This window comes from Microvirga guangxiensis (assembly GCF_900102135.1).
Lineage (GTDB): Bacteria > Pseudomonadota > Alphaproteobacteria > Rhizobiales > Beijerinckiaceae > Microvirga > Microvirga guangxiensis.
The window spans coordinates 106,861-120,727 of sequence record NZ_FMVJ01000005.1 but is presented as its reverse complement, the minus strand read 5'-3'; the positions used below and the strand labels follow the sequence as shown (position 1 = coordinate 120,727).

12 protein-coding genes are annotated in these 13,867 nt (G+C 62.3%); 7 read left to right on the top strand and 5 right to left on the bottom strand.

Going from position 1 to position 13,867, the window contains the following annotated elements; all coding sequences use genetic code 11:
• Window positions 1–5: 5 nt before the first annotated feature.
• From BLP10_RS09435 to uxaC, 4 genes are read right to left on the bottom strand one after another with little or no spacing between them, the layout of a single operon-like run.
• Window positions 6–914, bottom strand: coding sequence for an ABC transporter permease (locus BLP10_RS09435; protein WP_091134275.1), 909 nt, complete (start codon window positions 912–914; stop codon window positions 6–8).
• Window positions 914–1,999 (bottom strand): ABC transporter ATP-binding protein, encoded by a 1,086-nt coding sequence (locus BLP10_RS09430; RefSeq protein WP_091133714.1) that lies wholly within the window; start codon window positions 1,997–1,999, stop codon window positions 914–916. Before BLP10_RS09430 ends, BLP10_RS09435 begins: the two co-directional genes overlap by 1 nt.
• Window positions 2,000–2,013: 14 nt before the next feature.
• The gene (locus BLP10_RS09425; protein ID WP_091134273.1) at window positions 2,014–3,204 is read right to left on the bottom strand and encodes an ABC transporter substrate-binding protein; all 1,191 of its coding nucleotides are present in this window, start codon (window positions 3,202–3,204) and stop codon (window positions 2,014–2,016) included.
• Between the two features lie 50 nt (window positions 3,205–3,254).
• Window positions 3,255–4,658 (bottom strand): glucuronate isomerase, encoded by a 1,404-nt coding sequence (gene uxaC / locus BLP10_RS09420; RefSeq protein WP_091134271.1) that lies wholly within the window; start codon window positions 4,656–4,658, stop codon window positions 3,255–3,257.
• A gap of 118 nt (window positions 4,659–4,776) precedes the next feature.
• Here uxaC and BLP10_RS09415 point away from each other — a divergent pair, with 118 nt between their 5' ends.
• The 5 genes from BLP10_RS09415 to BLP10_RS09395 all read left to right on the top strand — a co-directional run bounded on the left by BLP10_RS09415 (window position 4,777) and on the right by BLP10_RS09395 (window position 11,488).
• The gene (locus BLP10_RS09415) at window positions 4,777–5,505 is read left to right on the top strand and encodes a GntR family transcriptional regulator (protein WP_091133713.1); all 729 of its coding nucleotides are present in this window, start codon (window positions 4,777–4,779) and stop codon (window positions 5,503–5,505) included.
• 31 nt (window positions 5,506–5,536) lie between these two features.
• The gene (locus tag BLP10_RS09410; protein ID WP_091133711.1) at window positions 5,537–7,069 is read left to right on the top strand and encodes a UxaA family hydrolase; all 1,533 of its coding nucleotides are present in this window, start codon (window positions 5,537–5,539) and stop codon (window positions 7,067–7,069) included.
• Window positions 7,070–7,132: 63 nt separating this feature from the next.
• Window positions 7,133–8,329: a mannonate dehydratase gene (gene uxuA, locus BLP10_RS09405; protein ID WP_091133709.1), complete on the top strand. Its 1,197-nt coding sequence runs from the start codon at window positions 7,133–7,135 to the stop codon at window positions 8,327–8,329.
• Window positions 8,330–8,468: 139 nt separating this feature from the next.
• Entirely contained in the window at window positions 8,469–9,698 is a 1,230-nt protein-coding gene (locus BLP10_RS09400; RefSeq protein ID WP_091133707.1) for an ABC transporter substrate-binding protein, read from the top strand.
• Window positions 9,699–9,847: 149 nt separating this feature from the next.
• Window positions 9,848–11,488 (top strand): acyl-CoA synthetase, encoded by a 1,641-nt coding sequence (locus BLP10_RS09395; RefSeq protein WP_175493855.1) that lies wholly within the window; start codon window positions 9,848–9,850, stop codon window positions 11,486–11,488.
• Window positions 11,489–11,500: 12 nt separating this feature from the next.
• On the opposite strand, the gene BLP10_RS09390 is transcribed toward BLP10_RS09395, so the two are convergent.
• Entirely contained in the window at window positions 11,501–12,301 is an 801-nt protein-coding gene (locus tag BLP10_RS09390) for an enoyl-CoA hydratase (protein WP_091133703.1), read from the bottom strand.
• A 105-nt stretch (window positions 12,302–12,406) separates the two neighbouring features.
• Here BLP10_RS09390 and BLP10_RS09385 point away from each other — a divergent pair, with 105 nt between their 5' ends.
• On the top strand, window positions 12,407–12,979 hold the full coding sequence (locus BLP10_RS09385) for a peroxidase-related enzyme (protein ID WP_091133701.1): 573 nt from the start codon (window positions 12,407–12,409) through the stop codon (window positions 12,977–12,979).
• Between the two features lie 168 nt (window positions 12,980–13,147).
• Window positions 13,148–13,750, top strand: coding sequence for a PAS domain-containing protein (locus tag BLP10_RS09380; RefSeq protein WP_175493854.1), 603 nt, complete (start codon window positions 13,148–13,150; stop codon window positions 13,748–13,750).
• Window positions 13,751–13,867: the final 117 nt, after the last annotated feature.

Sequence of the window (13,867 nt, the reverse complement as noted above, 5' to 3'; positions counted from 1 at the left end):
TGACGTCACCCTTTCGCGCCGGAGGCCGGGCCGCGGTAGAACAGCCCGCGGGACGCGAGCACCAGCACGACGATGGCGAGCTGGACGAAGCCCATGATCATCGCCACTGCGGAGGCCATGGAGTAATCGTATTCCTCGAACGCCGCCTGATAGGCCGCAATGGAGATCACGCGGGTCGTGCCTGCGGGCTCACCGAGCAGGACCGCCGATGGGAAGACCGAGAAGGCCTGCACGAAGGACAGGCAGAACGTGATGGCAAATCCCGGCATCAGGAGCGGCAGATAGATGTGAAGGAAACGCTGCCACGCGCTCGCCCCGAGCGTCGCCGCAGCCTGCTCGAGCGCCGGATCGATGCCGGTGACGTAGGACAGGGTCAGGAGAAACGTGAACGGGAATCCGGTGATCACGAGAGAGGCGAAAACGCCCCAGTAATTGTGCACGAGCCTCAACGGCTGATCGATGATCCCGAGGGTCACGAGAGTGCGGTTGAACCACCCTTGAGGCCCCAGATAATTCAACAAGCCTTCCGCGACCAGAACGGTGCCGAGGGTGATCGGCAGAACCAGGATCGTCGTCAGCAGGCGCTGGTGCCGCATGAGGCGCACGCGGAACGAGATCGGAACCGCAAGCAGCAGATTCAGCAGCGTGACGGGAATCGACAAAAGCAGCGTGTTGCCGATCGTGTCGTAAAGATAGGAATCGGAAAAGAAGCGCTGGTAATTGGCCAGCCATCCGCCGTTCTTGGGCTCGAACGAGAGGATGAAGCCGAAGGCGAAAGGATAAACGAAAAGCAGCAGACTGAAGATGGCGGCGGGAACCACAAGGAGGGTGACGGCGTCAAAGCCCCTCGCAGCCAGCCGCTGCCGCAGGCTGGGTCCGTGCTCGATATGCGTCGTGGGCGCAACGGCCTCCATCATTGCCTCCCCTTGATCGGCTCGGCGAAGACGAGAACCCGCTGATTGTCGGCCTGCAGATAAACGACCGAACCCAGCTCGACCGGCTGATGCGAGCGGAAGACGAAATCGAGACCGCCTTCGGAATGGGCCGTCCCCACGAACTCGCGGCCGCGATATTCGATGGTGTCGACCTTGACCTTCAATGCGTTCTCGCCGGGCTCGCCGAGAACCAGATCGTCCGGGCGGATTGCCGCGTAAGCGGTCGAGCCGACGGACAGGCTCTCGCGCGCGACGCCGCTGATCCGCGCGCCCTCCACATCGAGAAGCGCGCGGCCGTTATCGACGGAGACGACCTTGCCCTTCAGCTTGTTGCGGAAGCCCATGAAATCGGCGACATCGAGATGGGCCGGGGCATCATAGAGCTCCTTCGGCGTTCCCACCTGACGGATGACGCCGTCGCGCAGCACCACGATGCGGTCTGCAAGCGACAGGGCCTCGTCCTGATCGTGGGTCACGTAGATCGTTGTTGCCCCAAGCTCGTTGTGAATGCGCCGGATCTCAGCTCGCATTTCGAGACGCAGCTTCGCATCGAGGTTCGACAGCGGCTCGTCCATGAGAACGAGCGGCGGCTCGATGACGATGGCGCGGGCAATGGCCACGCGCTGCTGCTGGCCGCCGGAGAGTTGGCCCGGCAGCTTGTTCTCCTGGCCTTCGAGACGCACGAGGCTCAGGGCCTCGTTCACCTTGCGGTCGATTTCCGCTTTCGGCGTCCCGCGCATCTTGAGGCCGAAGCCGATGTTCTGACGCACGTTGAGGTGGGGAAAGAGCGCATAGTTCTGGAACACCATCCCGAACCCGCGCTCTTCCGGGCGCATCGTGTCGATCCGGCTCTTGTCGAGCCAGATCGCGCCGCCCGTGACGGGGAGAAGACCCGCGATGCAATTCAACGTCGTCGACTTGCCGCAGCCCGACGGTCCGAGCAGCGCGATGAACTCGCGCCGCTGGATCGTGAGAGAGACATCGCGAAGAGCGTTGAGCGCGCCGAACTCGCGTCTGACGCGATCAAGCCGAACTTCGTTGAACTGTGAAAGAGCTATGGTCATCGCGGGTCCTCAGGTTACTTGCGCTTCGCTCCGCCGATCTGCTCGTCCCACATGCGGAACGCCACTACCATCTGCTCCGGCTGGAGCGGCAGCTCGATCGGGTTCTCTGCGATCCACTTCTCGTATTCGGGGCGCCCGTACTCCTTGATCGCGGCCTGGCTTTCCGGCGGAGCCATGTCGAGGGTGACACCCTTCACCGCAGGACCGGGATAGAAGTATCCCTCGTCGTAGGTGTAAGCCTGCTGCTCCTTGGTGAGGAGGAAGTTCATCAGGTCGAGAAGAACGGCGATCTTCTCATTGGACAGGCCCTTCGGGATGCACATGTAATGCGCATCGGCCACCCAATGGAAACCTTTGAGCGCAGCGACCTTCGCCTCTTTCGGGACGACGCCGAGAACGCGCGGGTTGATGTCCCATCCCGTGGTGGAGACGGTCATGTCGCGCGAGCCTTCGCCGAGCTCCTTCATCACTGCGCCCGTGCCGGACGGGTAATATTCGATGTTCTGGCCGAGCTCCTTGAGATAGGCCCAGGTCTTGTCCCAGCCCTTCGCCGGATCCTGCGGATTGCTGTCTCCCAGGATGTAGGGAAGGCCCATGATGAAGGTGCGGCCGGGACCGGAATTCGCGGGACGCGCATAGATCAGGCGGTTCGGGTTCTCCTTGGTCCAGGCCAGGAGTTCCTCCGCGGTGGTCGGCACCTTCTTCACGCGGTCGGGCATGTATTCGAGGATCGGTCCCGACGGATAATAGGTAACGACGACGCCTTGGCCCTTGGCCAGCGTCTGCATCTTCGCGGCTGCCGGAAGATAGATGTCGTCGAGCTTCGGCAGAGCGCTCGCATGCTGCGCCATGACCTCCACCCAGAGCTTCTGCTCGATACCGGCGGACAGCGCATCCGTGCCGGTGAGCACGAGGTCGATATCGACACGGCCCGCGTCCTGCTGCGCCTTCAGCTTGCCCGCGAGTTCAGGCGCGGGAGCCTTGGTGAAGGTGATGCGGGAAACGAGATTGGGCTTCGCCTTGCGATAGTTCTCGATGGCTTTCTGGGTCAGCGCCAGATTGCCTGCGACGTCGATGATGTTGAGCGTCACAGGGCTGGTCGGCAGCGCCAGCTGCTGAGCAAAAGCTCGTCCGCCAACGGTGGCGAGCCCGGCGCCGGCGGCTACCCCGCCGACGAAGTTGCGTCTGGTGATCAGGTTCTTCATGGTCTTCCTCCCGTTCTGTGCAGCATGGCCGTCGAGGGCCATGCCCGTTCTCACAGCTTGTAGGCCTCCTTCGCGAGGCGATATGCGAGGTCGTAGGCCAGCTCGTGCGCTTCATCCTCATCGAGGCGGTGAGTCGTCACGAGATTGGCGAGATAGGCGCAGTCGACACGCCGGGCCACGTCGTGGCGCGCGGGGATCGAGAGATAGGCACGCGTGTCGTCATTGAAGCCGACGGTGTTGTAGAAACCCGCCGTCTCCGTGGTGAGCTCGCGGAAGCGGCGCATGCCCTCCGGCGCATCGAAGAACCACCAGGCCGGGCCGAGCTTCAGGATAGGATAGTGACCGGCGAGCGGAGCAAGCTCTCTCGAATAGCTCGTTTCGTCGAGCGTGAAGAGGATGACGCTCAGGTTCCGCTCATTGCCGAAGCGGTCGAGCAGCGGCTTCAGCGCTCCCACATAGTCGGTCTGCGAGGGAATGTCGGCGCCCATGTCGCGGCCGAAGCGGCTGTAAATCTGCTGGTTGTGATTGCGGAAGGAACCGGGATGGATCTGCATCACCATCCCATCCTCCACGCTCATGGCAGCCATCTCGGTAAGCATCTGGGCGCGGAACAATTCCGCGTCGCCAGGGCCTGCATCGCCTGTCGAGACACGGCGGAAAAGCGCTTCGGCATCCGCACGCGAGAGATCAGCCGTTCGGGCCGTCGGATGTCCGTGATCGGTGGATGTCGCGCCGTATTCGCGGAAGAAGGCGCGGCGCTTGCGATGCGCCTCCAGATAACCGCTCCAGGTCGACGTGTCGCAACCCGTGATCTCGCCGAAGCGCTCAAGGTTTTCCCGGAAACCGTCGAAATCCGGATCGACGACCGGATCCGGGCGGTAGGCCGTCACGACGCGCCCTCCCCAACCCGATTGACGAATAGTCTGATGGTGCTTCAGCGGGTCGAGCGGGCTTTCCGTCGTGGCGATGGCTTCGATGCGGAAACGTTCGAACAGCGCGCGGGGGCGGAACTCCGGCATGCGCAAAGCTTCATCGATACGGTTGTAATAAGCGTCGGCATTGTCAGCCGAGAGTCGCTCCGTGAAGCCGAAGAGCGTCGCGAAAGTATGATCAAGCCATGTGCGCGTGGGCGTGCCGCGGAAGAGGTGGTAATGCGCCGCGAAGCGACGCCAGATCGCGCGCGGGTCCTTCTCGACGGCGCCGCCGTCCTTGGTCGGGATACCGAGATCCTCGAGGCGCACGCCCTGGCTGTAGAGCATCCGGAAAATGTAGTGGTCGGGAATGACGAAAAGCGTCGCCGGATCGAGGAACGGCTCGTTCTCGGCATACCACCGGGGATCCGTGTGGCCATGCGGCGAGATGATCGGCAGATCCTTGATTCCCTCATAGAGCCTGCGCGCCACATCGCGCGCTGCAGGCTCTGCAGGAAATAGCCGGTCCGGATGGATCAGCATGGCGTTCTCCCTCGGCGCTTCAAGTCGGCCTTCGCCGGTCGCCTTCAAGTTTACGCAAGGAGAGTAGAGCGTTCTGAACGCCTTTGCAATGGTCTACTAGTATGGTAGTGTGCCACTTATGACTAAGAAACGCCCCCTCGCAAAGCTCGACGACGGCCGCGAACCGATGGCCCGGCAGGTCACACGCGCCCTGCGCCAGGCCATTGTGACGATGCAGATCGCCCCGGGGGAAATGCTGTCGGAACAAGATCTTGCGGAGCGATTCGGGGTCAGCAGGTCGCCTGTCAGGGAGGCCCTGATCAAGCTCAGCGAGGCCGGTCTCGTGCGGGTTCTCCCTCAACGCGGCACCCAGGTGGTCAAGATCTCGCGAGCGGGCGTCGAGGATGCGCGCTTCATTCGCGAAGCTGTGGAATGCGCGGTCGTGCGGGAAGCGGCGCTGAAGGCCACGCCCGTCATGCTGGCCGAGCTGAATGCCAGCCTCACACGGCAACGCCGCGTCCAGCGCTCCGCGTCGACGGAAGAGTTTCTCTCGCTCGACGAAGAGTTTCACCGGCTGCTTGCCGAGACGGCAGGCCGCCCCAAGGCATGGCGCATGATCGAGGACGTCAAGCCGCAGATGGACCGTGTGCGCTTTCTCGACATGGCGAAGGCCGTGCCGCGCCATGTGGTTCTCGCCCAACACGTGCTCATTGTGAATGCGATCAAAGAGAAGGACCCGGTGGCGGCAGAGGCGGCGATGCATCAGCATCTGAGCGAAATCCTACGCTCGCTGCCGGAGCTCGCCGAGCAGCATCCGCACCTCTTCGAGCCTGAAACCGTAGCCTCAGCGGAAGTTCTCAGCGCATGAGCACAGCTGTGCATCGTCGGAAGGACTGACCATGCTGGACAAGCCGACACAGGCACCGCGGATCGTGCGCCTTCATGAACGCGACAATCTCGTCGTCGCCGTCGATGCCATCATGCCTGGCGCGGTCGTGCATGGCGTGACGGCCAGGGAGCGCATTCCGAAAGGCCATAAGATCGCGGTTTCTCCGATTGCCGTAGGTGAGCCGATCTTCAAGTTCGGTCAGATCATCGGCTTCGCGTCGAAGCCTGTCGAACCGGGCGAGTGGCTGCATGAGCACAACATCGAGATGCACGCCTTCGCCCGCGACTGGCATTTTGCCGAGGACGCGAGGCCCACTCCCCTTCTGCCGGCCGAGCAGCAGGCGACGTTTCAGGGCTATCGGCGCGCGAACGGAACGGTCGGCACCCGCAATTACCTTGCGATCCTCACCAGCGTGAACTGCTCGGCCTCCGTCGCCCGCTTCATCGCGCGGGAAGTCGAGCGCTCCGGCATGCTCGACGATTATCCCAACATCGACGGCGTCATTCCGCTCGTCCATGGCACGGGATGCGGCATGGACCAGAAAGGCGAAGGGGCCGACATCCTCAAGCGCACGCAATGGGGTTATGCCTCCAATCCCAACATGGCCGGCGTGCTGATGGTCGGCCTGGGATGCGAGGTGTTTCAGATCGGCCGGTGGAAAGAGATCTACAATATCCAGGAGAGCGACACCTTCCGCTCGCTCACCATTCAGGATACCGGCGGCACGCGCAAATCCGTCGAAGCGGGCGTTGCCGCGATCCGCGACATGCTCCCGCTCGCCAATCGCTTCGAGCGCGAGACGGTGCCCGCCTCCGAACTGATGCTCGCCCTGCAATGCGGCGGATCGGACGGATATTCTGGCATCACGGCCAATCCGGCATTGGGCGCTGCCGTCGATATTCTCGTGCGGAACGGCGGCACCGCAATCCTGTCGGAGACGCCCGAGATCTACGGCGCGGAGCATCTCCTCACCCGCCGCGCGGCCACGCGCGAGATCGGCGAGAAGCTCGTCGACCTCATCGGCTGGTGGGAGGAATATACCGCGCGCAACAGGGGCGAGATGAACAACAATCCCTCGCCCGGGAACAAGGCGGGCGGCCTCACCACGATCCTCGAGAAGTCGCTGGGAGCCGCGGCCAAAGGCGGCACGACCACGCTCACCGACGTCTATCGCTATGCGGAACCCGTCACCACGAAGGGCTTCGTGTTCATGGATACGCCCGGCTACGATCCCGTCTCCGCGACAGGACAGGTGGCAGGCGGCGCGAACATCCTGTGCTTCACCACCGGACGCGGCTCGGCCTATGGCTGCAAGCCCACGCCTTCGATCAAGCTCGCCACTAACACCGATATCTATCGCCGCATGATCGACGACATGGATATCAATTGCGGCGACATCCTCGATGGCGTTTCGATTGCCGAGAAGGGCCAGGAAATCTTCGACACGATCCTGAAGGTCGCCTCGGGCGAGCGCTCGAAATCGGAACTTCTCGGATATGGCGATGCCGAATTCCTGCCCTGGCAGATCGGCGCGGTGATGTAAGCAACCCAAACGTTCAATGTCAGAGCCGGCCCACGAATTCGGCTCCTCTTTTAAGGTGATCCCATGGAACAGACCTGGCGCTGGTTCGGCCCCGACGATGTCGTTCAGCTTCCGCATATTCGTCAGACAGGCGCGACGGGGATCGTCACGGCCCTGCACCACATCCCCTACGGCGTCGTGTGGAGCGTGGACGAGATCGAAAAGCGCAAGTCCGAAATCGCGGCGGATCCCTCGCTGGGACTGCGCTGGAGCGTTGTCGAGAGCCTGCCGATCCATGAGAACATCAAGATCGGCGAAGGCGACCTCACGCCCCTCTTCGACAATTACCGCCAGTCGCTGCGCAATCTCGCACAATGCGGCATCACGACGGTGTGCTACAACTTCATGCCGGTGGTCGATTGGACACGCACCGAACTCGCCCACCCTCTTCCGGGAGGCGGAACCGCCCTGCGGTTCAACGCGCATGAATATGCGGCATTCGACTGCTTCATGCTGCAGCGGCCGGGTGCGGAGGACGAACAATCCTCTGAAGTCATGGCGCGCGCGAAGGAATGGTTCGACCGCTCCTCGGATGCAGACCGCAACAAGCTCCTGTCCAACATCATGGCTGGCCTGCCCGGCGCCTACGACCGCTACGACATTCCCGGCCTGCGTGCCATGCTTGCGCGCTACAAGGACATCGATGCCGCTGGCCTGCGCGAAAATCTGGCGCGCTTCCTGCGTGAGGTGATTCCCGTCGCCGAGGAAGTGGGCATCCGCATGTGCATCCATCCGGACGATCCGCCGCGCTCGCTGATGGGACTGCCGCGCATCGTGTCGAATGCGGACGATCTCGCCTTCATCGTCAGCGCTGTCGATGCTCCTGCAAACGGCGTCACGCTGTGCAGCGGCTCTCTGGGCGCCAATCCCGCCAACGACGTGCCGGCCATCGCGCGGCGCTTTGCGGACCGCATCTGGTTTGCGCATCTGCGCAATGTCGCCAAGGAGCCGGACGGCTCCTTCATGGAGGCGGACCACCTCGGCGGCGACACCGACATGGTGGCGGTCGTCACCGCCCTGCTGGAGGAGCAGAAGCGGCGCAAGGAGGCGGGCGACTCGCGCTGGCGCATCCCCATGCGGCCGGACCATGGGCACGAATTGCTAGACGATGTGGGCAAGCCCACTCACCCCGGATATCCGGCCATAGGACGCCTCAAAGGGCTCGCCGAGCTGCGCGGCGTGATGACGGCTGTGTCGTCACTGAAAAATCTTCCGCTGTAAGCGAATGGCGCTCTTCGGAGCGCCATATCGAAACGGCCGATGAGACAGACATTTCGTTCTTTATATCGAACTTTTCCGTTGACAAGGACGCATTGAGCGCTTCTTCTCGCCCAGGAATTTCACCTGAGGAGAGAGAACAATGCTTCACAAGCACCGGATTGCGCTGGCAGCGGGAATAGGCGCCCTGTCCATGGCCACCCTGCCCGCTTCCGCGCAGAATGCGGACGCGATCTCCGACGGCGTCGTCAAGATCGGCGTGCTGAACGATCAATCCGGCATCTATGCGGACATGGCGGGCTCAGGCTCGACCATCGCTGCCCAGATGGCCGTGGAGGATTTCGGCGGCAAGGTGCTCGGCAAGCCCATCGAGGTCGTGGCCGGCGATCACCAGAACAAGCCGGATGTGGGCTCCGCCGTCGCCAACCGCTGGATCGACGTGGACAAGGTGGACACCATCGTCGACCTGCCGACCTCCTCCGTGATGCTGGCGATCCAGGAGATCGGACGGCAGAAGAACCGCCTCGTCATCGCTTCCACCGGCGGCTCGTCGGACTTCACCGGCAAGTTCTGCTCTCCGGTCGGCATCCACTGGACCTATGACACCTATGGGCTCGCGGTCGGCACCGGCCAGCCTCTGGCGAGCCGCGGCCCATGGTATTTCCTCACCGCGGATTATGCCTTCGGCCACGCTCTTGAGCGCGACACATCAGAAGCCGTCACCAAGGCGGGCGGCAAGGTGGCCGGTGGCGTAAGGCACCCGCAGGGCAACCACGACTTCTCCTCGTTCCTTCTTCAGGCGCAAAGCTCGGGCGCGAAAATCGTCGGCATCGCCAATTCCGGCGCCGACACCGTGAACGCCATCAAGCAGGCGCACGAATTCGGCCTCACGAGTTCGGGCGTGCAGCTCGCGGGCCTCTACATGCACATCACCGATGTCCACGCCATCGGCCTCGAGCAGGCGCAGGGCCTTCTGATGACGCAGGCCTTTTACTGGGACCTCAACGACGAGACGCGCGCTTGGTCGAAGCGCTTCTACGAGCGTCACAAGGCCATGCCGACCATGGGTCAGGCAGGCGTCTACTCGTCGCTCATCCACTACTTCAAGGCCATCGAAGCAGCTGGCACGGACGAGGCGCAGGCTGTCGCGAAGAAGATGAAGGAGCTTCCGGTGAACGACTTCTTCGCCAAGAACGGCAAGGTTCGCGAAGATGGCCGCATGGTCCACGATCTCCATGTGTTCGAAGTGAAGAAGCCGGAAGAGTCACGCGAGCCTTGGGACTACCTGAAGCTCGTTCGCACCATACCGGGCGATCAGGCTTTCCGCCCTCTGTCGGAAGGCGAGTGCCCTCTCGTGAAGGCCAGTCAGTAACAACATGGCGCAGGGCTGTCTCGCAAGGCAGCCCTGCGCTCGTTCGATGACCATCTTATTGCTAAGCCCGAACACCCAAGACGGGCCTCTTGGCTTTTGCTAGAATTGGGCCTTGAGAAAACCATCGGCAGATTTCAGGGGAAACGCTCGTGACTTCGACCGCTTACGACACGAACCTCGACAAGAACCCGGCGAATTACCAGCCGCTGACGCCCCTCGTCTTTCTGGAGCGCGCAGCAGATGTTCACCCTGAGCAGACGGCCATCATCCATGGCTCCTTGAAGCGCAGCTACCGTGATTTCTACGCCCGTTCGCGTCGTCTTGCCTCAGCCTTGAGCCGGCGCGGCATCGGACGCGGCGACACGGTGTCGGTGGTGCTGCCCAACACGCCGGCCATGCTCGAATGTCACTACGGCGTGCCGATGGCGGGAGCGGTGCTCAACACGCTCAACACCCGCCTCGATGCGAAGATCATCGCTTTCTCCCTGGAGCATAGCGAGGCGAAGGTTCTGATCACGGACCGTGAGTTCTCAAGCGTCGTGAAGGCTGCTCTCGAACTCTCCGCCGTGAAGCCGCTCGTCATCGATTATGACGACCCGGAATTTTCCGGCGCGGGCGAGCGCCTGGGCGAAATCGAATACGAGGACTTCATCGCCGAGGGCGATCCTGATTTCGCCTGGACCCTGCCGAACGACGAGTGGAACGCCATCACCCTGAACTACACCTCCGGCACGACGGGCGATCCGAAGGGCGTGGTCTATCACCATCGCGGCGCTTATCTGCTCGCCCTGGGCAACATCGTCACCAGCGCCATGAGCCAGCATCCCGTCTATCTGTGGACGCTGCCCATGTTCCACTGCAACGGCTGGTGCTTTCCGTGGTCGCTGTCGATTGTCGCCGGAACGCATGTATGCCTTCGCGCCGTGCGTGCGAAGCCGATGTACGATGCGATCGCCGATCACAAGGTGACTCATCTGTGCGGCGCACCCATCGTCATGTCGACACTGCTCAACGCACCTTCAGGTGAAAAGCGCAGCCTGCCGCATACGGTCCGCTTCATGACGGCGGCGGCTCCTCCGCCCGAAGCGGTGCTGGCGGCCATGAAGTCGGCCGGGTTCGACGTCACGCATCTCTATGGCCTCACGGAAGTCTATGGCCCTGCCGTCGTGAACGAATGGCATGAGGATTGGAACACTCTGTCGCCGGAGGAATACGCGGCGAAGAAAGCCCGTCAGGGTGTGCGCTATCCGGTTCTGGAGGCTCTCGACGTGCTCGACCCGGACACGATGCAGCCTGTGCCGGCAGACGGCAAGTCACTGGGCGAAGTCATGTTCCGCGGCAACGTGGTGATGAAGGGTTATCTCAAGAACCCCACCGCCACCGAGAAGGCTTTCGCGGGAGGCTGGTTCCATTCCGGCGATCTCGGCGTGAAATATCCCGACGGTTATGTTCAGCTCAAAGACCGCTCGAAGGATATCATCATCTCAGGCGGCGAAAACATCTCCTCCATCGAGGTGGAGGATGCGCTCTACAAGCATCCGGCGGTCCAGGCCGTCGCCGTCGTTGCGAAGCCGGACGAGAAATGGGGCGAAACGCCCTGCGCCTTCGTGGAGCTGAGGCCCGACCGATCGGCATCCGCAGAGGAACTCATCGCATGGTGCCGTCAGCACCTCGCCTCCTACAAATGCCCGCGCACGGTGATCTTCACCGAGCTGCCGAAAACATCCACCGGCAAGATCCAGAAATTCCAGCTGCGCGAGATGGCGCGCGCTCACGCGGGAACCGATTGAGAGCGGGCGAGCTCAGCGCCCCTTCCACTCGGGCTTGCGCTTGCCGATAAAGGCGTCGATGCCTTCGGCCGCATCCTCGGCCATCATGTTGCAAGCCATCACCTGCCCCGCATAGGCATAAGCCTCCTCCAGGCTCATGCTGCGCTGGCGTGCGAACATGGCCTTTCCTGTGCGGATCGCGACCGGACTCTTGGAGCAGATATCCGATGTCAGCGAAGCAACAGCCGCATCGAGTTCGGCATCCGGCGATACGCGGTTGATCAAGCCGTAGGAGAGCGCATCGCTGGCCGAGACGAAACGCCCTGTGACCAGCATCTCGAAAGCCTGCTTGGGCGCGACATTGCGGGAGAGCGCCACCGCCGGCGTGGAGCAGAACAGGCCGACATTGATGCCGGAGACCGCGAATGTCGCGCTCTGTGCGGCAACGGCGAGATCGCAGGATGCAACAAGCTGACACCCCGCAGCAGTTGCCATGCCATGCACGCGGGCAATCACTGGTACAGGAAAGTTCACGATGCTCTGCATCACCCGACCGCAGCGCTGGAACAGGTCCTCGTAATATTCCTGACGCGGGTTCGCGCGCATCTGCTTGAGATCGTGCCCCGCGCAGAAGGCTTTTCCCGCGGCTGCGATCACGAGGCAGCGCACGCTCTCGTCGGCGGCAAGCTCGTCCAGATTCTGCTGCAGTGCGTGCAGCATCTCTTCCGACAACGCGTTGTACTGACCCGGCCTGTTCAACGTCAGAGTGACGACGCCCTCGTTCTCCTCGCGGATCAGGATGGGGTCATCGGAAACGATCTGCTGTGCGCTCATGGGTCATCTCTCCTGCCCTATCATAATTAGGCACGTTGTCCGACGGTGCCAAGCCGAATAAGCTGCACCGCAGAAAAGCCGCATTCAACGACAGAAGGAAGCTCCATGACCGACGCCCCCATCAGCCGCTTCCCGACGCCGGAGATTTCCGACCTGCCGGACGACATCCGCACCCGCATTCTCGCGGTACAGGAGAAGTCGGGTTTCGTTCCGAACGTCTTTCTTGTTCTGGCCCGTCGCCCGGACGAATTCCGCGCGTTCTTCGCCTATCACGACGCTCTGATGGACAAGCCGGGCAACCTCACCAAGGCCGAGCGCGAGATGATCGTGGTGGCGACGAGCAACGCCAACCAGTGCCAATACTGCGTCGTCGCTCATGGGGCGATCCTGCGCATCCGGGCCAAGAACCCGCTGATCGCCGATCAGGTGGCCATCAATTACCGGAAGGCCGACATCACCGACCGCCAGAAGGCGATGCTCGATTTCGCCATGAAGGTCGCCTTCGAAGCCCACGCCGTTGGCGATGCCGATCTCGCCGCTTTGAGCGCCCACGGCTTCAGCGAAGAGGATGCCTGGGACATTACTGCCATCGCCGCTTTCTTCGGCATGTCGAACCGTCTGGCCAACGTCACCAACATGCGGCCCAACGACGAGTTCTATATGCTTGGCAGGGCGTGAAGAGGCGCGAAATCCCATGGAGCGACAGAAAGCGAGACGTCGCAGCAACTGCGCTGCATCGCTTCGACTCTGTCGGTCCTTTTCGTCTTACTATCATTCAGAACATCTTCTCGCAGGATATAGGGCTGGTATACGATGCTCAGGTTGAATTCTGGCGGGAGAGAGCCTGTGCCCGAGGATGCGATTGAAGCCGTAGCCCATGCCTTGTACCAAGCTCAGGAATGCGCACGAGGATGGGAGCGTGAGCCCGATCTGCTCAAGGCCAAGTTCCGCAAAACCGCCCGCGCCGCCATAGAGACCCTGGATGCGCACCGGCAGCCTTCCTTCACCGGCGACATCCCTCCCCTCATCATCACGCAGGACATCGTCAGCGCCCGAGAGGCTCTCCTGTACTCCCCGGATGTGAGCGCCCTGTCGCTTCCCGGTCAGCAGACATGCAGGGTTGTGCTGCATGGCCCCGACATGAAGATCGGCGCCGCGAACGAAGCTTTCTTCAAGGCGGCCGGCCGCGGAGGATTTCTGGGACTACCGGCTCATGAGGCGTTTCCGGAATTGAAGGATCAGGGGTACCTCCAGTTGCTGGATCAGGTCTTTCAAACCAGAAAGTCGTTTCTCGGGCTGATGATGCCGATCCTGTTTCAGTCGCGAAGAGGAGCCCCGCTGGAGGAGCACATCACCGACTTCGTCTACAGGCCGATCGTGAATGAGGCCGGACAAGCAACGGGCCTGTTCATCGAGAGCCATGACCGGACCGAATGGGCGCGAGCCTGAGCAATCTAAGCCCCGCCAAGCCCCAATGATGTGGATGGTTCCGGATGCGCTGCAGGGGCATGATGCGCTCGACGATTCCTGTCTGTGGCATATGCGGCGCAACATCTGTTGAGGACT